Raw genomic sequence first — 26,361 nt, 5'->3', positions numbered from 1 at the left:
GCGGTGCGACGCAGCGGCCACGGCTGGCGTGCACCCACCGCGCTGCCCGCTACGCGGCCCGCAACGCGCGCCGCGCCACTTCCGCGAAATAACGCGCGCCGACCGGCAGGATCGCGTCGTTGAAATCGTACGTCGCGTTATGCAGCGGCACGCCGCCGCGCTCGGCCGCTTCGCCGTTGCCGATGAACACGAAATTGCCGGGCACGGCCTGCAGGAACGCGCCGAAATCCTCCGAGATCATCATCGGCTGCACGTCGGCATTCACCGCGTCGGCGCCTGCGATCTGCGCCGCGGCCTGCACGACCGTGCCGACCCATTCCGGCGAATTCACCGTCGGTGCGAACTCGTGCGTGTAGTCGAACGTGCAGGTCGCGCCGTGCGTGCGGCAGATCCCTTCGCTGATCTCGCGCATCCGCGTTTCCAGCAGCGCCTGCACGTCGCGCGAATAGCTGCGCGTGTCGCCCTTGATCGTCACGGTCGACGGCAGCACGTTGCGCAGCCCGTCGGTGATGAACTCCGTGCACGAGATCACCGCCTGCTGGCCCGGATCGAGATTGCGCGACACGATCGTCTGCAGCGCGAGCACGATCTGCGAGCCGATCACGATCGGATCGATGCCCATGTGCGGACGCGCCGCATGCGTGCCGCGCCCATCGATTCGGATCACGAAATTGTCTTCGCTCGCCATGATGCCGCCCGCGCGCGTCGAGAACGTGCCCGCGCGCATGCCCGGCATGTTGTGCGCGCCGAAGATCGCGTCGACCGGAAAGCGCTCGAACAGCCCGTCGGCCATCATCGCCTTCGCGCCGCGGCCATGCTCCTCGGCCGGCTGGAAGATGAAGCGCACCGTGCCGTCGAAGTCCTTGCGTTCGGCCAGCAGTTGCGCCGCGCCGAGCACCATCGACATGTGGCCGTCGTGCCCGCACGCATGCATCTTGCCGGGCGTGCGCGACGCATGTTCGCGGCCCGGCGCGTGCTCGGCGATGTTCAGCGCGTCCATGTCCGCGCGGATGCCGATCGCGCGCCGGCCGGTACCCGCCGTCAGGTTCGCGACGAGCCCCGTGCCGCCGATCCCGCGATGCACGTCGAGCCCGAGCGTCGTCAGGATGCGCGCGACGTAGTCCGACGTGTTCACCTCTTCGAAACCCGTCTCCGGAAACTGGTGCAGATGCCGGCGCCAGGCCTTCAGTTGCCCCTGCAGCGTGCTTTCTTCCGTGGTGTCCATTGCGCTTGCCTCGTCGGTCGTTGTGTCGTTCAGGCCGTTACCGCCGCGCGGTTCAGCCAGTCGCGCTGCCGCGCGAGCACCGCATCGGCCGTCTCGCCGACGCAGTTCCGGTACACGGACGGCGCCGTCGCGCCTTCCGTATTGATCGCCAGCACGCGCGAATGCGCGTCGAGCCCCGCCTGCCGCGCGCTCGCAGGGTCGCGCATCAGCACGGCCAGCCCGGCGACGCCCGCCGCGCCCGATTCACCGGCGACGAGCGGCACGTCGCGCTCGCTGCCGGCCGCGAGGCCGCGCATTGCCTGCATCGCATCGTCGTCGTCGATCAGCATGAAGTGGTCGATGCACATTTCGAGGAAATCCCACGCGAGCGGCGACGCCTCGCCGCATGCGAGCCCGGCCATCACCGAATCGACGCTGCCGCTCGCTTTGGTCGCGCGCCCCGCGAGCGCGCTCTGGTACAGGCAATCGGCCTGGCGTGGCTCGACGACGATGAAATGCGGCCGCTGCGCGCCATCGCGCTCCCACAGGTAACTCGCGACGCCCGCGGCGAGACCGCCCACGCCGCCCTGCAGGAACACGTGCGTGAACGGCCGCCCATCGTCCTGCGCCTGCGCGGCGGCCTCGGCGGCGATCACGCCATAGCCCTGCATCACGTCGCGCGGAATCGCCTCGTAACCGTCGTACGACGTATCCGACACGACATACCAGCCGTTCGCCTGCGCAAGCTGCGCCGCGCAGACAACCGACTCGTCGTAGTTCCCCGCGATGCGCACGATCCGTGCGCCGTACGCCGAGATCGCGCGTTCGCGCTCGGCGTCGACATTCGCGTGCAGCACGATCACGCAGCCGCAGCCGATCGCGCGCGCGGCGGCCGCCAGCGCGCGGCCGTGATTGCCGTCGGTCGCGCTGATCACCGTCAGGTCGGCCAGCAGCGACGCGTAGCGGCCGGTGATCAGCCCTTGCGGATCGAGATCGTGGGTGCGCCGCAGGCGCTTCACGAGCCGCACCAGCGCGATCGGTGCGCCGAGCGCCTTGAAGCTGCCGAGCGGCGAGCGGCACGACTCGTCCTTCACGCTGACGCTCGCGACGCCGAGCCGCGCGGCGAGATCCGGCAGCGCGCGCAGCGGCGTGCGCGCGTTGCCGACGAGCGGCCAGTGCGCGAGCCACGCACCGCTTTCGTCGGCCGACGCGATGTTCATCACGCGGCGCAACGCGTTGGGATAGGCGGCGCGCGATGCGCGGGGGTTGGCGATCAGCATGGCGAAAGGCTCCGGAGCCGGACCGCGCCAGCGGTCCGTCGGGTGGGTCGGATCGGGCAAGCGCGGGTTGCGTGCGCCGCCGGTTGGAAAATAATATTGCGCATCCCGATCAATTAAATCGCCAAATCTGTCGCTCCAACGCAAAAATTTCTCATTCTTTCGAGGTTTCAGACCATCATGTCCACTCCGCTCGATGCGTTCGATCGCAAGCTGCTGATGGAAATCCAGCGCGACGCACAGACGCCGCAGGCCGAGCTCGGCGCGCGCGTCAACCTGTCGACCGCCGCCGTGAACCGGCGCCTGCGGCGTCTTGCTGAAGACGGCGTGATCGAGCGCTACACGGCCGTGGTCGCGCCGGACAAGGTCGATCATCCGCTGACGATCGTCGTGAACGTCGAGGTCGAGAGCGAGCAGATCGACCAGCTCGACGCGATGAAGCGGTCCTTCGAGCGGTGCCCGCAGATCCAGCAGTGCTACTACGTGACGGGGGAATGGGATTTCGTGCTGATCCTCGCGGTGCGCAACATGGATCAGTACAACGCGCTCACGCGCGAGCTGTTCTTCGCGAACAACAACGTGAAGCGGTTCAAGACGCTGGTGAGCATGAGCCGCGTGAAGGTCGGGCTCGAGGTGCCGGTCGAACCCGGCGAATGAGTGCGGCAACGAAGCGGCCGGCGCGCAACCGCACGCGCCGGCCGCCTCCCATCCACGGCACCGTTAACGACAACTGAAGCTCGCCGCCGAATTCACGTCGCCGGAGCCGTTGTAGCGCGCCACCTGCGGATACGGGCACAGCGGACGCGTACGCCCAGCCCCCCACGACGTGGGCACGTCCGCATTCGGCACCGCGTTGGTCGCATCGCGCGCGGCGGCCACGATCGCGGCGGGCGCCTGCCCCTGCTCGACCCACGCGACGAGCGGCGTCAGCATGTCGAACTGGTCGGCCGCCGGCCCGCCAGCACAGTGGTTCATCCCGGGCACCGGATAGAAGCGCGCGAAGCTCGACGCATCGCCGCCGTTCGCCTGCGCGACCCGCTGGTACCAGTCGCTCGTGTCGTTGAACGAGAACACCGGATCACCGGTGCCGTGATAGACGAGCAGCTTCGCGCCGCGCGACTTCAGCGCGGCCAGGTTCGTCTCGTCGGGCGGCGTCATGAACGACCACGCGGATTGCGTGTACACGCCGCTCGTCGCGAAGATCGCCGGCGCGTCGTTGTCCATGTCGAAGCCGAGCGCGAAACCGGGCAGGTTCGCGAGCGTCGCGGTGCTTTTCGGCGGCGACATGAACGTGAACGCCATCGCGACCGGATCGAGCGTGATGGAATTCGATTGCTTCCACGCGGCCCAGCCGCCGCCGGCCACGCCCGGATCGTACGGAAAACTCGCATAGAGCGCCGTGCCCGCGCTGTTGCGCGCCCCGGCGAACACGTTCTCGAGCACGGTTTTCTGCGCAGGCGTCAGGCAAGCGCCGGTACGCGTGCCGTTCGCGCAGGTCGGGATGTCCGTCTCGACGCTGAAGTGCGCCTGGCACGCGGCGACATCCTGCACCATCCCGTCGGCCACGCCGTCGAGCGCATCGCATTTGTCGAGGATCTTCGCGCCGACGAACTGGCGCTCGGCATCGGTGAAGCCGCTGCGGATGTCCGGCAGCCCGTTCGCCCCCGTCGCCGACGCGATCTTCGCGAACTGCTGCGCGCCGTACATCTCGCCGATCGCCGCCTTCGGCAAATGGAAGCCCGGATCGCCCGCGATGATGCCGTCGTAGTCGCCCGGGTTGCGCACGGCCGTGACCATCGCGTGACGCCCGCCGTTCGAGCAGCCGCCGAAATAGCTGCGGTCGGGCGCCTTGCCGTAGGCGAGACGGATCACCTGCTTCGCCATCGGCGTCAGCGCATCGACGGCGCCGTAGCCGTAGTCGAGCCGCGCCTGCGGATCGAGGCCGAACAGCGGGTTCTGCGCGGCGCTGTGCCCGGAATCCGAGCTGATCACCGCGAAGCCCTGGTTCAGCGCATCGGTCAGCGGCCCGCCGCCGCCGATCTCGCCGGTCGCGGTCACGACGTTGCCGTCGAGCCCGCCGTTCGCCTGGTAGAAGAAGCGGCCGTTCCACGCCTTCGGCAAGCGCATCTCGAAGCCGATCGCATAGGTCTGGCCGTCCACCGCGCTCACGCGCGGGTTCATGTTCCCTTCGATCACGCAGTGCTCGGCGATCGGCTGGCCGGCCACCGTCAGCGCGCCGGCGGCCGCGGTCGTCACCGACGTGAACGACGTGTTCGCATACGCAAGCTTCGCGGCGAGTGCGTCGCAGGTCTGCGCCATCGCGGCCGGCGTCGCCGCGCTCAGGTGCGTGGGCGCGGAGCTGACCGAATCGTCGCCGCCGCAACCGGCGAGCATCGCGGCGGACAGCGGCGCAATGCAGAGGAATGCAGATTTTCTGTTCAAGATATCTCCCGTTGTTCAGGCTGCCGGTTCAGAACATGTGCTTGACGCCGACCATCGCGCCGAGCTGCCCCATCCCTTCGCCCGGCGTCGTGCCGGGGCCGCCGCCGCTGACCGCGTAGCGTGCGTGCGCGCTGTTCCACAGATACGAGCTTTGCGCGTAGACCGACGTGCGCTTCGTCAGCAGGTAGGTCGCGCGCAGCGTCGCCATCGTCGCGCGCGTGTCGTGTGCGCTGTTGACGATCCGGTAGCCTTCGCCGTCGACGACGAAATCGGGCTTGACCGTATACGAGGCCCCGACGAAGAACAGGTCGGAATGCGCGCCCGGCTCGGCCGGCGAACCGGTCGACACGCGCCGCCCGATCCAGCCCGCGCCGATCCGCGCGCCCGCCGCCTGTGCATACGCGCTCACGTGAATTCGCGCGTCCTTGCCCGCGCTGCTCGTGAACGCGACCGGCGCGACGCCGTCGAAGAAGTTCGCGGCCGCGCCGGTGCCGCCGCGCTGCTCCTCGTACGACGCCGCCGCGCCGAAATACGCGCTGTCGTACTTGAGCATCGCCGACCAGTCGCGGCACTCGACCGCGTGGCCCGGCACCTGCCCCGCGCACGTGCCCTGCCCCGGCGAGTTGCCGGTGCCGGCGCTGTCGCGGCCGAACGAATAGGCGGCGCCGAGCGTCACGCCGCGATACGTGCCGAGGTAGGTCACCGCGTTGTCGGCGCGGCCGTTCGGCACGTACGCGTCGAACGAGCCGAGCCCGTAGATGTCGGGGCCGATGATGTCCGCGCCCTGCAGCGCGAGGTAGGTCATCGTGTACTGACGGCCGAACGCGAGCGTGCCGAAGCCGCCCTTCAGCCCGACGAACGCTTGCCGCCCGAACAGCCGCCCGCCCTGCCCCAGATCGCCGCCGCGCACGTTGAAGCCGCTTTCGAGCGTGAATACCGCCTGATAACCGCCGCCGAGATCCTCCGCGCCGCGCAGCCCCCAGCGCGACGGCAGCTCGCCCGTCACGGCCGGCATGCGCACCACGTGGTCGCCGGCTGCGTTCGCGTGCGACACGAACTCGACGCCGGTGTCGATGATCCCGTACAGCGTCACGCTCGATTGCGCGTGCGCGCTGGTCGCGGCCAGCGCGCATGCGCCGGCCGCCAGCAAGGCTTTGGTGTGCTTCATGGTTTGTGTCTCCAGACCTGCGTCGATATCGCGCTCTGCCGGCGCTCGTGGTTGAAAGTAAAGAAACTCAGTCGTGTGCCTGCGGCCTGCGGATCAGCACCAGCGCCGCGATGGCGGCGACCAGCGTGACGGGGATGCTCGCGCCGATCACGACCGACGCACTGCGGCCCATCGCGAGCAGCTCGGCGGCCGCGAGCGGCCCGACCACCGAGCCGAGCCGGCCGACCGCGACCGCGGAACCGACGCCGGTGCCGCGCATCGCGGTCGGGTAGTACATCGCGGCCAGCGCATACAGCACCGACTGGCCGCCGACGACGAACATGCCGGCCGCGAACGCCGCGGCGGACAGCCAGACGAGCCCGGGTGCGATCGCGAGCGCGGCGAGCGACAGCACGATCCCCGCATACATGCCGCCGACGACCCGCGACGGCCGCATCCGGTCCATCGACATGCCGATGCCGAGCACGCCAAGGCCGCTGCCAATGTTGAAGAAGATCTGCACGATCCCGGCCTGGCTGCGCGCGAGCCCCTTCGCCGCCATCAGCGACGGCAGCCAGTTCAGCAGGAAATACAGCACGATCAGCGTGCAGAAATAGCTGAGCCAGAGCGCGAGCGTGGTGCCCGTGCGCGCGCCGCCGAACAGCGTGTGTGCGACGCTTGGGCGCGCGGCGCCCGATGCGCTGACGTCGAGGAACGCGCGCGATTCCGGCAGCAGCGCGAGCAGCAGCGGGGCGAGCAGCAGCGGCCCGATGCCGCCGACGTAGAAGATGTGTCGCCACTCGGTGTCGCCGGCCAGCAGCACACCGATCAGCGACGCGATCACGCCGCCGAACGGAATGCCGCAATACATCACGGCGACCGCGCTGCTGCGCGAGCGCGCGTCGGCCGCTTCGGAAGACAGCGCGATCAGGTTCGGCATCGCACCGCCGAGGCCGAGGCCGGTCAGCGCGCGCACGACGACCAGCATCGCAAAGCTCGACACCTGCGCGGTCGCGATCGACAGCAGCCCGAACAGGCAGACCGACGCGATCAGCACGTGCTTGCGGCCGATCCGGTCGGCGAGCCAGCCGCCGAGCATCGCGCCCGGCAACAGGCCGAACGTGCCCGCGCTGAACGCGAGCCCCATCTGCGAAACCGTGAGCCCGAACTCGTGCGCCATGCGCGGCGCGGCGACGCCGACCGACTGCAGGTCGAGCCCCTCGAGCAGCGCGATCGCGAAACACAGGCCGAGCGTCGTCGCGACGGCCGGCCTCTCGGCAACGGAAGTGTCCATGTCGTCTCCAAACCTTGTACTGCGCGTCATGCCGGGACGCATGCGCGGTGTCTTTGTCGTGATCGGACCATGCGTCAGACATTATCAGGTAGCCTGATTCATTGTCCGAAATAAAATCCGCGCGACCAGCCGGTCGTGCGGACCGTCATCCCATCGAGGGACGGGACGATTTAATAACAGGTAACCTGATATTTCAAGTGCGCGGTGCGCCGGTGTTAACCCGCAATGCGCGCGGAAGCCGGCCGGGCAAGGCCGTGAACAACGTCGAATGTCGCGAAAACGTTGCTCAGTCGCGCAGGTTGCGCACGAACAGTTCGAGTGTGCGCTGGACCTGCACGGCGTCGGCGGCGGTGAGGTCGTCGCCGAGCATCCGGCGCTCGAGCGGGCGCAGCACCCGTTCGCATTCGCGCAGGATCGCCGAGCCTTCGTCGGTCAGGCGCAGCAGGATCACGCGGCCATGATTCGGATCGGCCTCGCGCGTGACGAAGCCGCGTGACGCCATCGCGACCATCACCTCGTTCGCGGATTGCGGCGTGATGAACGAGCGCACCGCGAGCTGCGCATTGGACAACGCGCCGCGCGCTTCGAGCACCGACAGCGCCGTGTATTGCGCGAGCGTCACGCCGAGCGGTGCGAGCGCATCGCTCATCTGGCGGCGCAGCAGCCGATCGAGATTGCCGATCAGGTAGGTCAGCCGCTGCTGGGCACGCACGGGCGGCCTGGCCTCGGTAGCACGGGCAGCGCGTTTCGCGCCGGCCGGTTTGACGGGTGTCGAACTCATGAAGGTGTCGGGAGGAATGTCGCGGGCCATCTTACCTCACGCGGCCCGCATGGCGGACAGGCTTGCATCGCCCGAATCGCGGTGGCTGGCACGCTGTATACAACACGAATCCGACTCGGGGGTTTCGATCGTGGTTTACCCGTTGATTTGCACGATTCAGCTTGTGCCCGCGGCGGCGATGTATACAATTTTATCAAGTAACCTGATAACCCCGCACGCCGGCACCGGCAATGCGGCACAGCCCCCGATATCCGCCATGACCGACCTCGACGCTTCGACTTCCGACACCCGCGCCGCTTCCCCGTCGCAAACGGTCCGCACGCTGCTCGGCCTGCGCGAGCTCATCGTCGGCGGAGAGCTCGCGCCCGGCGCACGCATTTCCGAACTGTGGGTCGTCGAGCGGCTCGGCGTGTCGCGCACGCCGGTTCGGGCGGCACTGATCCGGCTCCAGGAAGAAGGGCTGATCGAGCCGATCGCGACCGGCGGGTTTGCGGTGCGCGCGTTTTCCGCGCGCGAGATCGGCGATGCGATCGAACTGCGCGGCACGCTCGAAGGGCTCGCCGCGCGGTTCGCGGCTGAACGTGGCGTGCCGCCGTCGATGCTGCGCGACCTGCGCGCGTGCGCCGACGAGATCGACGTCCTGCTCGCCGGCCCGCTGACCGACGACACGTTCTCGCGCTACGTCGATGCGAATGCCCGCTTCCACCGGCTGCTCGCGGCCGCGGCCGGCAGCGATGTCGTCGCGCGGCAGATCGACAAGGTCGCGACGTTGCCGTTCGCGTCCGCGAGCGCGTTCGTCGTCGTGCAGTCGCTCGATCCGCGCGCGCACGAAACGCTGATCGTCGCGCAAGCCCAGCATCGCGCGGTGCTCGACGCGATCGAACGTCGCCAGGGCGCGCGCGCGGAAGCGCTGATGCGCGAACACGCACAGATCGCGCACGACAACCTGCGGCGCGTGCTCGACAGCCAGCGCGCGATGACGAAGCTCAAGGGCGGCAACCTGATTCGCCGCGACGCCGGCTGACCGGCACGCGGCATCTTCGCGCGGCGCACGACGCGCCGCTCATCCGACGACACACACGGCGTGCGCACACGCCATGGAGGAGACGCATGTTCCTGAAAAACACGTGGTACGTGGCCTGCACGCCGGACGAATTCGCCGGCAAGCCGCTGGGGCGGCAGATTTGCGGAGAACGCATGGTGTTCTTCCGCGACGCGGACGGCGCGGTCACCGCGCTCGAGGATTTTTGCCCGCACCGCGGCGCGCCGCTGTCGCTCGGCACCGTGCGCGACGGCCGGCTCGTGTGCGGCTATCACGGGCTGACGATGGGCGCGGACGGCAAGTGCACGAGCATGCCGTGCCAGCGCGTCGGCGGCATTCCGGCGATCCGCCGCTATCCGGCCGTCGAGCGGCACGGCTTCGTGTGGGTATGGCCGGGCGATCCGGCCCAGGCCGACCCCGCGACGATTCACCGGCTGCACTGGGCCGACGATCCGGGCTGGGCGTATGGCGGCGGCCTCTATCACATCGACTGCGACTACCGGCTGATGATCGACAACCTGATGGACCTCACGCACGAGACCTATGTGCATGCATCGAGCATCGGGCAGCCGGAGATCGAGGAAGCGCCGCCCGCGACGAAGGTGAACGGCGACACGGTCACGACCAGCCGCTTCATGGAAGGCATCGTGCCGCCGCCGTTCTGGGCCGCCGCGCTGCGCGGCAACGGGCTCGCCGACGACGTGCGCTGCGATCGCTGGCAGATCTGCCATTTCACGCCGCCGAGCCACGTGATGATCGAGGTGGGCGTCGCGCACGCGGGCAAGGGCGGTTATCACGCGGACCCGCGCGACAAGGTGTCGAGCATCGTCGTCGATTTCATCACGCCGGAAACCGAGACGTCGATCTGGTACTTCTGGGGGATGGCGCGCAGTTTCGCGGTGGACGACCGCGCGTTGACGGAGACGATCCGCAACGGACAGGGCGCGATCTTCGCCGAGGATCTCGACATGCTCGAAGCGCAGCAGCGCAACCTGCTGCGCTGGCCGGACCGGCCGCTGCTGAAGCTGAACATCGACGCGGGCGGCGTGCAGTCGCGACGCGTGCTCGACCGGCTGATCGACCAGGAGCGCGCCGTCGCGCTGCCGTGCTGACCGCGTGCCGCACCGCCGCCGCATGGCGGTGCGGCGCCCCTACCCCACCATTCCCATGAAAGTCACGCTCATCCGCAAGCTTCCCGTCGCGACCGACATCTGCGCGTTCGAACTCGCGCCGGCAGACGGCACACCGCTGCCGCCGTTTACGGCCGGCGCGCATGTCGACGTCCACGTCGGCGGCTTCGTCCGCCAGTATTCGCTGTGCAACAGCCCGTCGGAGACGGGTGTCTACCGGCTCGGCGTGCTGCGCGAGCCCGCGTCGCGCGGCGGCTCGCTCGCGATGCACGCATGCGAGCCCGGCACGACGCTCGACATCAGCGCGCCGCGCAACCACTTCGCGCTCGACCCGCGGGCCGCGCACACCGTGCTGCTCGCCGGCGGCATCGGGATCACGCCGCTGCTCAGCATGGCCGCGCACCTGATCGAGGCCGGCCAGTCGTTCGAGCTGCATTACTGCGCGCGCGAGCCGGCGCGCGCCGCGTTCCTCGACCGGCTCGACACGCCCGGGCTCAAGGCCCGCACGCGGCTCTGGTTCGACGACGCGCCGGACGGCCGGCGCATCGATTTCCCGCACGTGCTCGCGAAACCGGATGCGCACACGCACCTGTACGTGTGCGGCCCCGGCGGGTTCATCGGCGCCGTGCTCGCGGCGGCCGCGCAAGCCGGCTGGGATCCTGCGAACGTGCATCGGGAGTATTTCGGCGCGGCCGGCTTAGGCGTGGACGCCGCAGTTACCGCGGGCGAAGACGGTGGCGACCACGCGTTCCAGGTATCGCTCGCGCAATCCGGCCGCGTCGTCGACGTGCCGGCCGGCACGACGATCGTCGACGCGCTGCGCGGCTGCGGAATCGACGTGCCGGTATCGTGCGAGCAGGGCGTGTGCGGCACCTGCCTCACGCGTGTGCTGTCCGGCACGCCCGATCATCGCGACGTCTACCTGACCGACGACGAACGCGCGGCCAACGATCAGATGCTGCCGTGCTGTTCGCGTGCGGTCACGCCGCTGCTGGTGCTGGATCTGTGAAAGTGCGTGCGGCGCGGTAGACGCGCCGCAGCGTGCGCGCCTTATGCGCCGCGCGCCGCGCCGGCGACGATCACACCCGCATCGGCCGCGTCGTGCGCATACATCGCTTCGATCACGGCCGCGCGCTGCGTCAGCACCGCGCGCTGGTTGATCGAACCCTTGTCGGTGATTTCGCCGAGATCGAGCGACGGCGGCGTGTCGAGCAGGCACAGCCGCGTGATGACCGTCGCGCTGCCGGTCGCGTCGCGATTCAATCGCTGCAACAGGTCCGCAAAGAACGCGCGCACGGCCGGCGCCTGCAACACGGCGCGCACGTCGGCGTCCGGCCCCGCGCCCGCAAGGCGACGGCAATCGTCGACGCGCGGAAAGATCATCGCGCCGACGTCGTCGCGGTTCATCCCGGTCACGACCGCATCCTGCACATACGGCGCGCCGTTCGACACGATCCGCGCGCGCATCGGCCCGACGCTCACGAAGGTCCCCGTCGACAGCTTGAAATCCTCGGCGATCCGGCCGTCGAACATCAGGCCGATCTCCGGACGCCGCGGGTCGACGAAGCGCACCGCGTCGCCGCTGCGGTAGTAGCCTTCGTCGTCGAACACCTCGCGCGCGTCGTCGCCGCTTGCGCGCCAGTAGCCGGCCATCACGTTCGGCCCCCGAAAGCGCGCCTCGAGCTTGCCGTCGATCGGCACCAGCTTCGCGTCGCAGCCAGGCGCGGGCAGGCCGATGTAACCGGCGCCCGACATCGGCCCGGTGGTGAACATGCACGACGGCGCGGCCTCGGTCATCCCGAGGCCCGCCATGATCCGGATCCGCTCGCCGCAGTGCGCGAGCGTTACGCGTTCGAGCCGGTCCCATGCGGCCTGCGACAACCCGGCGCCCGCGAAGAAATACATCTTCACGCGCGAGAAGAAGGTCGCGCGCAGCGCCGCGTCCGTTTCGAGCGCGGCGGTCAACTCCTCCCAGCCTTTCGGCACGTTGAAGTACACCGTCGGCGCGATCTCGCGCAGGTTGCGCAGCGTCTCGTCGAACTTGCCCGTGACCGGCTTGCCGTCGTCGATGTACAGCGTGCCGCCGTTGTACAGCGCAATGCCCACGTTGTGGCTGCCGCCGAACGTGTGGTTCCACGGCAGCCAGTCGACCAGCACCGGCGGCTCGATGCCGAATTGCGGAAACGTTTCGAGCAGCATCTGCTGGTTGCTGCACAGCATCCGGTGCGTGGTCGGCACCGCCTTCGGCAGCCGCGTCGAACCGGACGTGAACAGGAACTTGGCGATCGTATCGCCCGTGATCGCATCGTGCGCGGCATCGACGCTGCCCGGCGCGGTGTCGAGCAGCGACGCGAAGCGCGTGACGCCGCGCATTCCGTCCGCCGCCGACACGACCACACGCTCGACGTCGCGCGGCACCGTCGCATCGAGCGCGGCGCGGAACGCATCGCCGTCCGCGGCGAACACGAGCCCCGGCGTCAGCAGCGCCAGCGCATGGCGGAGCTTGCCGTAGTCGCTCGACACGAGCGAATACGCGGGCGACAGCGGCGCATACGGAATACCGGCCCACAGCGCGCCGAACGCGACCTGCAGATGTTCGAGATCGTTGCCGGACAGGATCGCGACCGGCCGCTCGGCCGACAGCCCGCGATCGAGCAGCGCCTGGCCGATCGCGCGTGCGCGTTCGAGCATCTGCGCATAGCTGATGCCGATCCATGCGCCGTCGGGGCCGCGCCGCGCGACGAGCCAGCGGTCCGGGTGCGCCTGCGCACCGCTGACGAGCCGGTCGGTCAGCCGGCGCGGATACGCGCCGAGCGCGGTCGATGCGCGCAGGGTCCAGCAGCCGTCGCGTTGCGCGATGTCGGGCGGTGCCGCACCGATCGCGACGGGGCGGTAGCCGGCGAGGGCGGGCTGCGCGGCGGCGAGGCCGCGCAGTTGGGTCGGATCCGCATCCAAGGTCTGTCTCCAGTCGGTTCCGCCGGCGCGCGCGCGGCGCGCGGCGGGAACTTCATTGTGTCGTTGTCGGTGCCGCGCCGCGGCGGCCTGCTCAGATCGGGTAGTGGCGCGGCGCGGTCTGCACGGTGATCCAGCGCAGGTCGGTGAATTCGGCGATCGACGCCTTGCTGCCGAACCGGCCGTAGCCGCTCGCCTTCACACCGCCGAACGGCATCTGCGCCTCGTCGTGCACGGTCGGGCCGTTGATGTGGCAGATGCCCGACTCGATCCGTTTCGCGACCTGCATCGCGCGTGCGATGTCGCGGCTGAACACCGCGGCAGCCAGCCCGTATTCGCTGTCGTTCGCGGCCGCCAGCGCCGCTTCGTCGCCGTCGACGCGCTGCACGGTCACGACCGGCCCGAACGATTCGTCCGCGTAGAGCTTCATGTCGCGCGTGACGCCGTCGACGATCGTCGGCTGCATCACCGCGCCGTCGACTTCGCAGCCGAGCGGCAACGCCGCGCCGTGCGCCCGCGCGTCGGCGACCAGCGCCGCGATGCGCTGCGCGGCCGCCGCGCTTTCCAGCGTGCCGAGCACGACGCCCGGTGCGGCCGGGTTGCCCGCCTTCAGCGTACGCGCCTTCGCGACGAGCCGCTCGACGAACGCATCGGCGACTTGCCGGTCGACGATCACGCGTTCGGTCGACATGCAGATCTGGCCCTGATTGAAGAACGCGCCGAACGCGACCGCGTCGACCGCCGCATCGAGATCCGCGTCGTCGAGCACGAGCACCGGCGCCTTGCCGCCGAGTTCGAGCAGCGCCGGCTTCAGGTGCTGCGCGGCGAGCGTCGCGACGATCCGGCCGACGCGCGTCGACCCGGTGAAGTTGACGCGCCGCACCGCCGGGTTCGCGATCAGCCGTTCGACGATCGCGGGTGCGTCCTGCGGCGCATGCGTGATCACGTTGACGACGCCATCGCCGAGCCCCGCGTCATGCAGCACGCTGCCGATCAGCCGATGCACGCCCGGGCAGCCTTCGGACGCCTTCAGCACGACCGTGTTGCCGCATGCGAGCGGCATCGCGAGCGCGCGGGTCGCAAGAATCACCGGTGCGTTCCATGGCGCGATGCCGAGCACGACGCCGCACGGCTGGCGCACGGCCATCGCGAGGCTGCCCGGCACATCGGACGGGATCACCGCGCCGTCGATCTGCGTCGTCATCGCGGCGGCCTCGCGCAGCATGTTCGCCGCGAGCATCACGTTGAAGCCGTACCAGTTCGCCATCGCGCCGGTTTCGCCGCGGCCGATCTCGATGAATTCGCCGGCGCGCGCGTCCATCCGGTCGGCCGCCGCGAGCAGCCGCCGGCGGCGCTCGGTCGGCGCGAGCGCCGCCCACGCGGGAAACGCGCGTGCGGCCGCCGCGACCGCGGCATCCGCATCGGCAAGCGTCGCCGCGGCGGCGCGCGACGCCACCTGTCCCGTCGCCGGATCGATCCGGTCGAACGTGCCGCCATCCGACGCGCCGCGCGACACGCCGTCGATCAACAAACTCACTTCGTGCATTTCGCTGTCTCCGCTCAGTCCGGTTGCGTGCCGCGTCGCGCGTCAGCGCTTGTACGCCTGCAGGCCCGGCTTGATGCTCTTGTCGTCGAGGAACTGCTTGAGGCCCTGCTCGCGGCCGCCTTCCGGATCGCGATAGTTCGCCTGGTCGAGCTTCGCGTACAGGTAATCCTCGTTCTGCTCCCACGTCAGTTCGCGGCAGCGCTTGAAGCCGTGCTTCGCATTGCGGATCACGACCGGATTCTTGTCGAGCAGTTTCGCGGCGAGCGCGCGCACTTCGTCGCGCAGTTGCGCACGCGGCACGCTCTTGTTGACGAGGCCCATCTTCGCGGCCTGCTGCCCGGTGAAGGTATCGCCGGTCATGATGTAGTACAGCGCCTCGCGATGCCCGACCGTGTCGGCCATCGCCTTGCTGACGAGGTTGCCCGGCGGGATGCCCCAGTTGATCTCGGACAGGCCGAACACGGCTTCGTCTGCCGCGATCGCGAGATCGCACGCGACGAGCGGCGAGAAGCCGCCGCCGAAACACCAGCCGTTGACCATCGCGATCGTCGGCTTCGCATACATGCGCAGCAGTTGCCACTGCCAGCGGCTCGCGTCGCGGCGGATCTTTTCCTGCAGGATCTCCGGGCCCGCGTCCACTTCGCGGAAATACTCCTTCAGGTCCATCCCGGCCGTCCATGCATCGCCCTCGCCGGTCAGCACGAGCACCTGCGCGTCGGCGTCGAGTTCGACCGCTTCCAGCACGTCGATCATCTCCGTGTTCAGCGTCGGGCTCATCGCATTGCGCTTGTCCGGGCGGTTCAGCGACACCCACGCGATCCCGCCCTCGACCTCGACCTTCACCGTCTTCCAGCGACCTTCGTAACTCATCTTCGTTCTCCAATAACCGTGCCGCCCTGCGCGACTCGACGCCAATTTACTATCAGGTAACCTGATATGTAAAGTAGAATGGAAGCGGCTCGGGACAAACCCCTAAACGGGCACGAACGCGCGGTTTCGCGCCGCGCGGCGCCTGCCCTTCGCGACATGAGGAGACACGCTTGGACGTCCGCAACCTGATTGCCATCGACACGCACGTGCATGCCGAAGTGTCGTGCTGCCAGCCGCCCGACCTGTTCGCCAAGGCCTTCGACGACGCGGCCGACAAGTACTTCGGCACGGTGCTGAAGCAGGGTCGCCGGCCGACGATTCCGGAGACGATCGCGTATTACCGCGAGCGCCGCATCGGCTTCGTGATGTTCACCGTCGACTGCGAGACGAACATCGGCCGGCGCCGCATTCCGAACGAGGAGATCGCGCAGTTCGCGCAGGACAACGCCGACGTCATGATCGCGTTCGCGAGCATCGACCCGCACAAGGGCCGCTTCGGCGCGCGCGAGGCGCGCCGCCTGATCGAAGAACACGGCGTGAAGGGTTTCAAGTTCCACCCGACGATGCAGGGGTGTTTTCCGAACGACCGGCTCGCGTATCCGATCTACGAGGTGATCGCCGAACACGGGCTGCCGGCCGTGTTCCACAGCGGCCATTCGGGGATGGGATCAGGCATGCGCGGTGGCGGCGGTCTGCGTCTGAAGTACTCCGAACCGATCCATCTCGACGATGTCGCCGCCGATTTTCCGGACATGAAGATCGTGATCGCGCACCCGTCGTGGCCATGGCAGGAGCAGGCGCTGTCGATCGCGCTGCACAAGCCGAACGTCTACATCGATCTGTCGGGATGGTCGCCGAAGTACTTCTCGCCGGAGCTGGTCAAGTATGCGAACACGCTGCTCAGGCACAAGGTGCTGTTCGCATCGGATTTTCCGCTGATCCGGCCGGATCGCTGGCTGGAGGATTTCAACGGCGCCGGGTTTCGGCCCGACGTGCATCCGCTGATCCTGAAGGACAACGCGGTGGCGTTGCTGGGGCTGGGGCTGGAACTCGACGCGCCACGCGCGTGACGCGCCGAGTGATGAGTGATGAATGCGCCGATGCCGCGTTCGCCGGCCGCGCCGCGGCGCTCAGGTCGCGCGCCGCGGGATGAACCGTGCGGTCGGCAGCCCAGCATGCCGCGTCTGCGCGACGAACACGCCGCCCGCATGCGCATCGCTTGCCAGCGCATCGTCGCTCAGCCCGACGCGCGCACTCGTCACGTACAGCCGCCCGTCGCCGTCGAGCGCCGCGCAGCTCGGCTGCGCGGTCGGCACGTCGACGCGCTCCGTCTCGATGCCGTCCGCGCCGTAGCGCACGACCCGCCGGCCGCCCCACTGCGCGTTCCACAGGCCGCCGTCGCGATCGATCGTCGAGCCGTCCGGGTCGCCGTCCGCATCGGTCAGGCGCGCGAACGACCGCACGTTCGCGACGTCGCCGTCCGTGCGGTAATCGCAGACGAAAATCTCGCGCACCAGCGAATCGCAGAAGTACATCTTCGAACCGTCCGGCGAAAACGCGATGCTGTTCGCGATCGCCGCCGCCGGCAACGCGAGCCGTTCGAGCGTGAGGTCCGGATTGAGCCGGTAGAACCCGCCGACCGCGCGCGGCGGCTCGCCGCCCTCGTCCTTCATCCCGAACACGAACGCGCCGGACGGATCGCAGCGCCCGTCGTTCAAGCGCGTCGGCAGGTCGGGCTCGACGTCGACGATCCGCGTGAACGCGCCGCTGCGCAGGTCGAAGAACGCGAGATGCGTCGCGAGCCCGACCAGCAGCACGTCCGGATCATGCGTCAGCGCGAAGCACGCGAGCCGCTCGGGCATCGCCCACGGCGTCAGGTCCGAACCGTCCGCGCGGCATCGCCACAACTGCGCGCCTTCGATGTCCACCCAGTACAGCGCTTTCGTCGCATCGCACCACGTCGCGCCTTCGCCGAGCGTGTTGCGGCTGTCGGCCAGCAGCGTCGCCGACGCGGCCGGAAAATTCTGTTGCATGCCGTCTCCCGATATCTGTCGCGAATGACCGTCGCGTTCGCGGGCGGCCGCGCTGCCGGTCAGATCTTCATCGCGCGCCGCTGGTTGCGACGATACTGGTCGAACAGCACCGCGAGCAACAGAATTCCGCCGCGTATCAGATATTGGTAAAAGGTCGGTACGTTCAGCAGGCTCATCGCATCCTGCACCGCGCCCATGATCAGCACGCCGACCAGCACGCCGGAGATCGTCGCGACGCCGCCGGTCAACGACACGCCGCCGAGCACGCACGCGGAGATCACGCCGAGTTCGAGGCCGACCGACGTCTTCGGGTCGCCGAGGCTCATCCGCGACGCGAGCATCACGCCGGCGAAGCCCGTCACGAGCCCCTGCAGCACGAACACCGCGATCTTGATGCGCATCACCGGCAGCCCCGCGAGCAGCGCGGCCTCGCCGTTGCCGCCGACGGCCAGCACGTTCTTGCCGAACACCGTCTTGCGCAGCAGGAAGCCGAACACGACGAAGCCGACGATGTTGCTCCAGATCGGATACGAGATGCCGAGGAAAGAGCCGGCCCCGAGTTCGAAGAAGCGCTCCTCGGAGATCATCACCGCGTCGCCGTTCGACGTGATGAACGCGAGCCCGCGCACGACCTCCATCATCGCGAGCGTGACGATCAGCGAATTGATCCGGTAGCGCGCGATCAGCACGCCGTTCACGAGCCCGACCGCACCGCCCGCGAGCACACCGGCCGCGGTGCCGAACAGCACGCTGTGCGTCGCGGTGATCAGCGTCGACGCGACGACGCCCGAGAACGCGACGATCGACGCGACCGACAGGTCGACCTCGCCGAGCGCGAGCACGAACATCATCGTCACCGCGATCGAACCGATCAGCGTGACCGACAGCAGCAGGCCCTGGATGTTGCGCGGCGTGAGGAAGTCCGGCACGGTCAGCGACAGCGTCGCGAACAGCACGAGAAACACCATCACGATGCCGGAACGGTTGATCAGCTGCCACACGCCACCGCGCGCTCGCGCGGGCACGGCGGTGGCATCGGGGGACGGAGAAGTGCGTTGGGGTTGCATTGCCTGGCTCATATCATTTGCATTCCGGTTGAACCGCGGGCCGCTAACGCGGCAGCGCGAGCTTGATCAGCGCGTCGGGCGTGGCCTGCGCCTTCGCCACCTCGCCCGCGATCCGTCCTTCCTTCATCACGATGATCCGGTCCGACACGCCGATCACCTCGGCCAGATCGCTCGACACGAGGATCACCGTGCGGCCCGCTTCCGCGAGTTCGTAGAACAGGTTGTAGATTTCGGCGCGCGCGCCGACGTCGATGCCGCGCGTCGGCTCGTCCATCAGGAACACGTCGATGCGCTCGGCCAGCCAGCGCGCCAGCACGACCTTCTGCTGGTTGCCGCCGGACAGCGCGCCGATCGGCGTGTCGCCGTCGCGGGTCTTGATCGCGAGCCGCTCGATGTAGCGTTGCGCGAGCTCGCGTTCGCGCCGCGTGTCGAGCAGCACGCGCGCCGGGCTGAAATGGCGGCGCGCGCTGATGTTCAGGTTGTCGGCCACCGACGCGATCGCGACGATGCCTTCCTGCTTGCGGTCTTCCGGGCACAGCGCGATGCCGGCGCGCACCGCGTCGCGCGGGCTCGCAAACGCGACGCGACGCCCGCCCAGCTCGACGTGCCCGGCGCTCGGGCGCACCGCGCCGTACAGCAGCTTCATCAGTTCCGAACGACCCGCGCCGACGAGCCCGAAGAACCCGACGATCTCGCCACGCCGCGCGGCGAACGACACCGGCTCGGTCAGACCGGGGCCCGCCAGCCCTTTCGCCTCGATCAGCACGTCGCCGGCCGTGCGCGGCCGGTAGCCGTACACGTCCTCGATCGAGCGGCCGACCATGCAGCCGATCAGCCGGTCGCGGTCGAGCTCGGCAACCGAATCGAACGTGTCGATCCGGCGGCCGTCGCGAAACACGGTCACGCGGTCGCACAGTTCATAGACCTCTTCCATCCGGTGCGTGACGTAAATAATCGCGCGGCCTTCCGCGCGCAGCGCGCGGATGATCCGGAACAGCTGCGTGGTCTCGCGCGCGGACAGCGAGCTCGTCGGTTCGTCGAACGCGATCACGCGCGCGTCGCGCATCAGCGCCTTGCCGATCTCGATCATCTGGCGCTGACCGATCGACAGGTACTTCACGGGGATGCCCGGATCGATGTGCTCGCCGAGCCGCTCCAGTGCATCGAGCGCGCGCGCGGCCAGCGTGCGCTCGTCGACCACGCCGAGCCGGCTCGGCAGTTGCCCGAGCATCAGGTTCTCGGCGACCGTCAGCTCGGGCACCAGATGCAGCTCCTGGTAGATGATCGCGATGCCGGCCTCGAGCGCCGCGCGCGTCGACGCGAAGCGCTGCGCCGTACCGTTCAGCGTCAGCGTGCCGGCCTGCGGCTGGTTCACGCCGGACAGCACCTTCAGCAGCGTCGATTTCCCCGCGCCGTTCTCGCCCATCAGCCCGTGCACTTCGCCCGCGCGCACCGACAGCGACACGGCGTCGAGCGCACGCACGCCCGGGAACGTCACCGTGATGCCGTCGAGCGCGAGCAGCGGGCCGCCCGGCGGCGGCATGCCCGCTTCGGCAGCGTCGGCGTGGGACACGGCCGTCATCGTCTGCGTCGTCATCGCGTTCTCGCCCCGCGCCGCTCAGATGCCGAGCTCGGCGCGCACCGCCTGCCAGTTGGCGCGCGTCATCAGCTTGCCGCTCGTCTGCGTGTCGGCCGCCGGCGTCTTGCCGTTGCGGATCCAGTCGACGAGGTTCTGCGTGCTGTCCTTGCCGTGGTTCGTCGAGCTGACCGCGATCGTCCCGTAGAAGCCGGTCGGTTCCTTCTTCTGGAACTCGGCGAACGCTTCGCCCGCGCCGTTGATGCCGACGCCGATCACATCGGCCGCCGGGATGTGCAGCTGTTCGGTCGCACGCACCGCGCCGAGCACGGTTTCCTCGTTCAGCGCGTAGACCACCCATTTCTTCACGTTCGGATGGCGCGCGAGCACCGGCGCGGCCGCGCTGAAGCCGCCTTCGTCGTCGGTCGTCTTCTGCGGCGCGTCGAAGATGTTCTCCTGGCGGAAGCCGTTCGCGAGCAGCGCCTGCGTCGCACCGTCGGTGCGCAGCTTCGCGGTCGGCAGCTCGTAGTTGGTGATCCGCAGCGCGCCGACTTCCTCGGGTTTCCAGCCGCGCCGCTTCATCTCGTCGGCGATCGCCTGGCCGACCTGGTTGCCGATCTTGGTCGCCGACATCCCGAGGTGCGGTACGTTCGCGAGCGGCTTGCCGGTCGAATCGACGAGCTGGTCGTCGACGGTCACGAACTTCATGTTGTAGCGCTTCGCGCGCGCGGCGATCGCCGGGCCGAGGCGCACGTCGGGTGCGCAGATCACGAAGCCCTGCGCGCCTTGCGAGCCAAGGTTGTCGATCGCGGCCAGCACCTTCTCGCCGTCGGGCGTGCCGATCTTCACGACCGAGAAATTCTCCTTCTGGCCGAGCGCGGATGCCGCGTTCTGCTCGTTGATGAACCACGCCTGCTCGGGCATCTTCACCAGGAAGCCGATCTTCAGCGGCGCGTCGGCGCGCGCGGCGCCCTGCATGCCGAGCGGCGCGATGCAGAGCGCGGCCAGCAGCGCGCGCAACGTGTGTCGGCGGATCGTGTGAATCGTGCGGGTCATGCTGTGTCTCCTTGGTATCGGCCTGGGCCGTAATGATTCATCGTGCGCGGGCGCGGCAACGCGCGCCCCGCAGGTTCAGCGGCCGAACGCATCGGTCTGCACGCGCCGGCCGAACAGAAACGCATCGGCGACGAGCCGCAGCGGCCGCACGTCGACGTCGCTTGCGCCACGCGCGATCAGCGCACGGAAGTGCGCATACAGCGCCGGATACTCGCGTTCGGGGCCGATCTCGACCGGCTCGCCGGCGATCGACAGTTGCGCGCCGCCGCGGCTGATCGCGAGCACGCCGTCGGCCGTGTCGACCGCGATCTCCCATTGCTCGACCGGGCCGTGCCGCCAGTCGAATTCCGCGCGCACTGGCACGCCGTCGGTATCCGCGCAATCGAGTTCAGCCGCGATCGGCGTCTGCACGTCGCTCGGCACGAACAGCGTCGCCTCGCGCAGCACGAGCTCGCGCGGCAGGATCCGCGTGACGATCGACAGCGCGTTGATGCCCGGATCGAACACGCCGAGGCCGCCGGGCTCCCAGATCCACTGCTGCCCCGGATGCCAGCGCCGCACATCCTCCTTCCACCGCACCTGCACCGCGCGGATCGTGCGCGTCGCGAGCCACGCGCGGGCGGGCTCGACCGCGCTTGCGCAGCGCGAATGCCAGGTCGCGAACAACGTGAGGCCGCGCGCGTGCGCCAGCGCTTCCAGCGCGGCCACTTCGCCGAGCGTCGCACCCGGCGGCTTCTCGAGCATTACGTGCTTGCCGGCTTCGAGCGCGGCACGCGCCTGCGCATAGCGCACCTGCGGAGGCGCACACAGCGACACGGCATCGAGCTCGCGCTCGGCGGCCAGCAGCGCTCGCAAATCCTGATAGTTGCGCACGCCACTGACTTCCGCGTGGCGGCTCGCGCAGGCCGTCAGCCTGAAGCCCGGTTCGGCGGCGATCGCCGGAAGATGCTGGTCGCGCGCGATCTTGCCGATCCCGACGACACCCAGCGAAATCGGATCACTCATCGTGCATTCCTCCTGTTGCGCCCGTTCAGTGCGCCCAGCGCAGCACGAGCGGGTCGAGCCGGCGCGCGATCGCGAGCAGTTCCGCGCGCGTGTCCGGATGCAGTTCCGGCATCGGATGCCGCGGCCGCTCGCACGCGATCACGCCGCCTTCGCGCATCAGCGCCTTCGCGGTGAGGATCCCGGACTGGCGGTTCTCGTGATTGATCAGCGGCAGCCACGCCTGGTAGCGCGCGTACGCGTCGTCGTGGCGCCCTTCGCGCCACGCTTCGAGGATCGGCCGGACGCCGTCCGGATACGCGCCGCCCGTCATCGCGCCGGTCGCGCCCGCATGAAGATCGGCGAGCAGCGTGATCGCCTCCTCGCCGTCCCACGGCCCCTCGATCGCGTCGCCGCCGAGCCGGATCAGCTCGCGCAGCTTGTTCGCCGCACCGGGCGTCTCGATCTTGAAGTACGCGACCTGCTCGATCTCGCGCGCCATCCTCGCGAGGAACGGCGCCGACAGCGCGGTGCCGCTCGCAGGTGCGTCCTGGATCATGATCGGGATCGCGATCGCGTCGGACACGCGGGCGTAGAAATCGAAGATCTGCGCTTCCGGCACACGGAACGTCGCGCCGTGATACGGCGGCATCGTCATCACCATCGCCGCGCCGAGTTGCTGCGCGCGCAGGCTGCGCGCCGTGCACACCTGCGTGCTGTAGTGCGACGTCGTGACGATCACCGGCACGCGGCCCGCGACGTGTTCGAGGATCGTGCGCGTGAGCACGTCGCGTTCGTCGTCGGTGATCGCGAACTGCTCGGAGAAGTTCGCGAGGATGCACAGCCCGTCCGAGCCCGCGTCGATCATGAAATCGACCGCGCGCTTCTGGCTCGCGAGATCGAGCTCGCCGTTATCGGCAAACGTCGTCGGAACGACGGGGAAGATGCCGCGATGGCGCGGCGTGCTACTCGATGTCATGGTTCGGGTCCTGCGTCGGCGTGGAAGGTGTCCGGCCGTCAAGCGTTCACGGTTCGACGATGCGCGAGCCACGGCCCGCAAACGGCGGCGGCGCGCGTTTGCGGCGCATCTCGCGCCGCACGCCGCTCAATGCGAATGGCTCGGCACGTCCGCGCCGCGCGTGCCGACCAGGAAGTCGAGGTCGCACCCCTCGTCGGCCTGCAGCACGTGATCGATGTACAGCCGCGCGTAACCGCCCTTGCCGAGCTGGCCGGCCACGCCCGGCGCCGCGGTCGGATCGACGTCCGACAGGCGGCGCTGCAGTTCGTCGTCCGTAATGTCGAGATGCAGCGTGCCGGCCTCGCAGTCGAGTTCGATCCAGTCGCCGTTGCGCACGGCTGCGAGCGGCCCGCCGGCAGCGGCTTCCGGCGCGACGTGCAGCACGACCGTGCCGTACGCGGTGCCGCTCATCCGCGCGTCGGAAATCCGCACCATGTCCTTCACGCCCTGGCGCAGCAGCTTCGGCGGCAGCCCCATGTTGCCGACCTCGGCCATCCCCGGATAACCGCGCGGCCCGCAGTTCTTCAGCACGAGCACGGAGCTCGCATCGACGTCGAGCGCTTCGTCGTTGATCGTGGCCTTGTAGTGTTCGAGGTTCTCGAACACTACCGCGCGGCCGCGATGCTTGAGCAACTCGGGGCTCGCCGCCGACGGCTTGAGCACCGCGCCGCGCGGCGCGAGATTGCCGCGCAGGATGCGGATGCTGCCGTCCGCGATCAGCGGCCGGTCGAGCGGGCGGATCACCTCGTCGTCGAAGTTCGGCGCTTCGCGCACGTTGTCCCACAGCGACTTGCCGTTCACCGTCAGCGCGTCCGGGTTCGGCAGCAGCCCGCCTTCGCCGAGCCGGCGCAGCACGGCCGGCAGGCCGCCCGCATAATAGAACTCTTCCATCAGGAAGCGCCCCGACGGCATCAGGTCGACGATCGTCGGCGTGTCGCGGCCGATGCGCATCCAGTCCTCGAGTTCGAGCGGCACGCCGATGCGGCCCGCGATCGCCTTCAGGTGGATCACCGCGTTGGTCGAGCCGCCGATCGCCGCATTCGCGCGGATCGCGTTCTCGAACGCCGCGCGCGTCAGGATCTTCGACAGCACGAGCCCTTCGAGCGCCATCTCGACGATGCGGATGCCCGACATGTGCGCGAGCACGTAACGACGCGAATCGACAGCCGGGATCGCCGCGTTGTGCGGCAGCGCGACGCCGAGCGCCTCGGCCATGCACGCCATCGTCGACGCGGTGCCCATCGTGTTGCAGGTGCCGGCCGAGCGCGACATCCCGGCTTCGGCCGACAGGAAGTGATGCAGGTCGATCTCGCCGGCCTTCAGCGCTTCGTGCAGTTGCCACACGGCCGTGCCCGAGCCGATGTTCTTCCCTTCGAGCTTGCCGTTCAGCATCGGGCCGCCCGACACGACGATCGCCGGCACGTCGCAGCTTGCCGCGCCCATCAGCAGCGCGGGTGTCGTCTTGTCGCAGCCGGCGAGCAGCACGACCGCGTCGATCGGGTTGCCGCGGATCGCTTCCTCGACGTCCATCGACGCGAGGTTGCGCGTGAGCATCGCCGACGGCCGCAGGTTCGATTCGCCGTTCGAGAACACCGGGAACTCGACCGGGAACCCGCCCGCCTCGGAGATGCCGCGCTTCACGTGCTCGGCGAGCTTGCGGAAGTGCGCGTTGCACGGCGTCAGTTCGGACCACGTGTTGCAGATGCCGACGATCGGCCGGCCGTCGAACTCGTGATCGGGGATGCCCTGGTTCTTCATCCAGCTCCGGTACATGAAGCCGTTCTTGTCGTTCGTGCCGAACCATTGGGCGGAGCGCAGCCTGGGTTTTGTTGCCGACATCGTCAGTCCTGTGGTGACGGGATACCGGCGCAGTCTAGGCAGAATTTTGATAACTCGCTAATGACGTTTTAGGCGATTACGATATCGATTCCGATATCGATATAAACCCGTACGATGCCCGATACCAGCCCGTGGGGAAACCGCGGCCGCCTGAAGACCCGCCAGCTCCTGCTGGTCGTCGCGCTCGCCGACGAAGGCAGCATTCATCGCGCGGCGGCAGCGCTGAACATGACGCAGCCGGCCGCGTCGAAGCTGCTGCGCGAACTCGAGGAATCGATCGGCGCGGTGCTGTTCGAGCGCCTGCCGCGCGGGATGCGGCCGACGCTGTACGGCGACGCGCTGATCCGCCACGCGCGCGCGGCGCTCGGCAGCCTCGACCAGGCGCACGAGGAGCTGGCCGCGCTGAAGGCCGGCCATCTCGGGCATGTGGCGGTGGGCGCGATCACGTCGCCGGGCCTGCGGCTCGTGCCGCCGGCCGTCGCGGCCGTGAAGGGCACGCATGCGGGCCTGCACGTGTCGGTCGAGATCGACACCAGCAACGTGCTGCTCGAGCATCTCGCGCAGGACAAGATCGACATCGTGCTCGGCCGGCTTTCCGCCGAACACGACAAGCTGCGCCTGCGCTACGAGCCGCTGACCGGCGAGTCGGTGGCCGCCGTCGTGCGGCCCGGCCATCCGCTGCTCGCGCAGGCGCCGCTGTCGCTCGCGGACGTGCAGCGCGCCGCGTGGGTCGTACCGCCGGCCGGCAGCGTGCTGCGCCACCGTTTCGAACTCGTGTTCCAGCGCGCGAGCCTCGCGCCGCCCGCGAACCTCGTCGAGACGTCGGCGCTGCTGTTCATCACGCAGCTGCTCGAACAGAGCAACATGATCGCGGTGCTCGCGGACGACGTCGCGCGCTACTACGCGCGACACGGGATCGTCACGGTGCTGCCGCTGGAGATGGATTGCCGGATGGACGATTTCGGGATCATCACGCGCACCGACCGGCTGCATTCGCCGGCCGTCACGGTGATGGCCGACGCGATCCGCGCGGCTGCACGCGACGTGTACGGCGTCGCGCTGTGACGTGGCGGCGGTCGGGGCATTGGCGGATCGCCCGGCACGCA

Annotated in this window: 22 protein-coding genes; 6 read left to right on the top strand and 16 right to left on the bottom strand. The window is 69.0% G+C overall.

Features of this window, described 5'->3' with window-relative positions:
* Nucleotides 1-49: 49 nt before the first annotated feature.
* Nucleotides 50-1,225 carry a M20 aminoacylase family protein gene (locus ACN22W_RS30620; protein WP_419688300.1) on the bottom strand — a complete coding sequence of 392 codons (1,176 nt, stop codon included), beginning with the start codon at nucleotides 1,223-1,225 and terminating at the stop codon, nucleotides 50-52.
* 29 nt (nucleotides 1,226-1,254) lie between these two features.
* Nucleotides 1,255-2,484, bottom strand: a complete 1,230-nt coding sequence (locus tag ACN22W_RS30615) for a diaminopropionate ammonia-lyase (protein WP_419688299.1) — start codon at nucleotides 2,482-2,484, stop codon at nucleotides 1,255-1,257.
* Between the two features lie 177 nt (nucleotides 2,485-2,661).
* Between ACN22W_RS30615 and ACN22W_RS30610 the strand changes: the two genes are divergently transcribed.
* The gene (locus tag ACN22W_RS30610) at nucleotides 2,662-3,138 is read left to right on the top strand and encodes an Lrp/AsnC family transcriptional regulator (RefSeq protein WP_412023551.1); all 477 of its coding nucleotides are present in this window, start codon (nucleotides 2,662-2,664) and stop codon (nucleotides 3,136-3,138) included.
* Nucleotides 3,139-3,201: 63 nt separating this feature from the next.
* Here ACN22W_RS30610 and ACN22W_RS30605 read toward each other — a convergent pair whose 3' ends face one another.
* The 4 genes from ACN22W_RS30605 to ACN22W_RS30590 all read right to left on the bottom strand — a co-directional run bounded on the left by ACN22W_RS30605 (nucleotide 3,202) and on the right by ACN22W_RS30590 (nucleotide 8,145).
* Complete coding sequence (locus ACN22W_RS30605) at nucleotides 3,202-4,923, bottom strand: tannase/feruloyl esterase family alpha/beta hydrolase (protein ID WP_419688298.1); 1,722 nt, start codon at nucleotides 4,921-4,923, stop codon at nucleotides 3,202-3,204.
* Nucleotides 4,924-4,951: 28 nt separating this feature from the next.
* Nucleotides 4,952-6,091, bottom strand: coding sequence for a porin (locus ACN22W_RS30600; RefSeq protein WP_419688297.1), 1,140 nt, complete (start codon nucleotides 6,089-6,091; stop codon nucleotides 4,952-4,954).
* 67 nt (nucleotides 6,092-6,158) lie between these two features.
* Complete coding sequence (mhpT, locus tag ACN22W_RS30595; protein WP_343491195.1) at nucleotides 6,159-7,364, bottom strand: 3-(3-hydroxy-phenyl)propionate transporter MhpT; 1,206 nt, start codon at nucleotides 7,362-7,364, stop codon at nucleotides 6,159-6,161.
* A gap of 286 nt (nucleotides 7,365-7,650) precedes the next feature.
* A complete protein-coding gene (locus ACN22W_RS30590) occupies nucleotides 7,651-8,145 on the bottom strand; it encodes a MarR family winged helix-turn-helix transcriptional regulator (RefSeq protein ID WP_419688296.1) in 495 nt (164 codons plus the stop codon).
* A 256-nt stretch (nucleotides 8,146-8,401) separates the two neighbouring features.
* On the opposite strand from ACN22W_RS30590, the gene ACN22W_RS30585 reads away from it, so the two are divergent.
* The 3 genes from ACN22W_RS30585 to ACN22W_RS30575 all read left to right on the top strand — a co-directional run bounded on the left by ACN22W_RS30585 (nucleotide 8,402) and on the right by ACN22W_RS30575 (nucleotide 11,326).
* Nucleotides 8,402-9,169 (top strand): GntR family transcriptional regulator, encoded by a 768-nt coding sequence (locus ACN22W_RS30585; RefSeq protein ID WP_129517341.1) that lies wholly within the window; start codon nucleotides 8,402-8,404, stop codon nucleotides 9,167-9,169.
* Between the two features lie 86 nt (nucleotides 9,170-9,255).
* Nucleotides 9,256-10,299: an aromatic ring-hydroxylating oxygenase subunit alpha gene (locus tag ACN22W_RS30580; RefSeq protein WP_129516069.1), complete on the top strand. Its 1,044-nt coding sequence runs from the start codon at nucleotides 9,256-9,258 to the stop codon at nucleotides 10,297-10,299.
* A gap of 55 nt (nucleotides 10,300-10,354) precedes the next feature.
* Nucleotides 10,355-11,326 carry a PDR/VanB family oxidoreductase gene (locus ACN22W_RS30575; RefSeq protein WP_419688295.1) on the top strand — a complete coding sequence of 324 codons (972 nt, stop codon included), beginning with the start codon at nucleotides 10,355-10,357 and terminating at the stop codon, nucleotides 11,324-11,326.
* Nucleotides 11,327-11,367: 41 nt separating this feature from the next.
* Here ACN22W_RS30575 and ACN22W_RS30570 read toward each other — a convergent pair whose 3' ends face one another.
* The 3 genes from ACN22W_RS30570 to ACN22W_RS30560 form a co-directional block, all read right to left on the bottom strand.
* A complete protein-coding gene (locus ACN22W_RS30570) occupies nucleotides 11,368-13,272 on the bottom strand; it encodes a feruloyl-CoA synthase (RefSeq protein ID WP_419688294.1) in 1,905 nt (634 codons plus the stop codon).
* Nucleotides 13,273-13,363: 91 nt separating this feature from the next.
* Nucleotides 13,364-14,815 (bottom strand): aldehyde dehydrogenase, encoded by a 1,452-nt coding sequence (locus ACN22W_RS30565; RefSeq protein WP_419688293.1) that lies wholly within the window; start codon nucleotides 14,813-14,815, stop codon nucleotides 13,364-13,366.
* A gap of 42 nt (nucleotides 14,816-14,857) precedes the next feature.
* Nucleotides 14,858-15,685 carry a p-hydroxycinnamoyl CoA hydratase/lyase gene (locus ACN22W_RS30560; RefSeq protein ID WP_048246169.1) on the bottom strand — a complete coding sequence of 276 codons (828 nt, stop codon included), beginning with the start codon at nucleotides 15,683-15,685 and terminating at the stop codon, nucleotides 14,858-14,860.
* Nucleotides 15,686-15,855: 170 nt separating this feature from the next.
* On the opposite strand from ACN22W_RS30560, the gene ACN22W_RS30555 reads away from it, so the two are divergent.
* Entirely contained in the window at nucleotides 15,856-16,755 is a 900-nt protein-coding gene (locus tag ACN22W_RS30555) for an amidohydrolase family protein (protein WP_343491188.1), read from the top strand.
* Between the two features lie 60 nt (nucleotides 16,756-16,815).
* Here ACN22W_RS30555 and ACN22W_RS30550 read toward each other — a convergent pair whose 3' ends face one another.
* The 7 genes from ACN22W_RS30550 to ACN22W_RS30520 all read right to left on the bottom strand — a co-directional run bounded on the left by ACN22W_RS30550 (nucleotide 16,816) and on the right by ACN22W_RS30520 (nucleotide 25,255).
* Entirely contained in the window at nucleotides 16,816-17,718 is a 903-nt protein-coding gene (locus ACN22W_RS30550) for an SMP-30/gluconolactonase/LRE family protein (RefSeq protein WP_419688292.1), read from the bottom strand.
* Between the two features lie 59 nt (nucleotides 17,719-17,777).
* On the bottom strand, nucleotides 17,778-18,797 hold the full coding sequence (gene araH, locus ACN22W_RS30545; protein WP_419688291.1) for an L-arabinose ABC transporter permease AraH: 1,020 nt from the start codon (nucleotides 18,795-18,797) through the stop codon (nucleotides 17,778-17,780).
* Nucleotides 18,798-18,828: 31 nt separating this feature from the next.
* Nucleotides 18,829-20,382, bottom strand: a complete 1,554-nt coding sequence (gene araG, locus ACN22W_RS30540; protein ID WP_419688290.1) for an L-arabinose ABC transporter ATP-binding protein AraG — start codon at nucleotides 20,380-20,382, stop codon at nucleotides 18,829-18,831.
* 21 nt (nucleotides 20,383-20,403) lie between these two features.
* On the bottom strand, nucleotides 20,404-21,417 hold the full coding sequence (locus ACN22W_RS30535; protein ID WP_412023540.1) for an arabinose ABC transporter substrate-binding protein: 1,014 nt from the start codon (nucleotides 21,415-21,417) through the stop codon (nucleotides 20,404-20,406).
* Between the two features lie 75 nt (nucleotides 21,418-21,492).
* A complete protein-coding gene (locus tag ACN22W_RS30530) occupies nucleotides 21,493-22,422 on the bottom strand; it encodes a Gfo/Idh/MocA family protein (RefSeq protein ID WP_048246175.1) in 930 nt (309 codons plus the stop codon).
* Nucleotides 22,423-22,447: 25 nt separating this feature from the next.
* Nucleotides 22,448-23,377 carry a dihydrodipicolinate synthase family protein gene (locus tag ACN22W_RS30525; RefSeq protein WP_419688289.1) on the bottom strand — a complete coding sequence of 310 codons (930 nt, stop codon included), beginning with the start codon at nucleotides 23,375-23,377 and terminating at the stop codon, nucleotides 22,448-22,450.
* Between the two features lie 126 nt (nucleotides 23,378-23,503).
* Entirely contained in the window at nucleotides 23,504-25,255 is a 1,752-nt protein-coding gene (locus ACN22W_RS30520) for an IlvD/Edd family dehydratase (RefSeq protein WP_048246178.1), read from the bottom strand.
* A 114-nt stretch (nucleotides 25,256-25,369) separates the two neighbouring features.
* Here ACN22W_RS30520 and ACN22W_RS30515 point away from each other — a divergent pair, with 114 nt between their 5' ends.
* A complete protein-coding gene (locus tag ACN22W_RS30515) occupies nucleotides 25,370-26,320 on the top strand; it encodes a LysR family transcriptional regulator (RefSeq protein WP_419688288.1) in 951 nt (316 codons plus the stop codon).
* Nucleotides 26,321-26,361: the final 41 nt, after the last annotated feature.

The organism is Burkholderia theae, assembly GCF_048565265.1.
In the GTDB taxonomy this organism is placed as follows: Bacteria; Pseudomonadota; Gammaproteobacteria; order Burkholderiales; family Burkholderiaceae; genus Burkholderia; species Burkholderia theae.
Note: the sequence above shows the minus strand (reverse complement) of the source record. Positions and strands in the feature narration are given on the sequence as shown.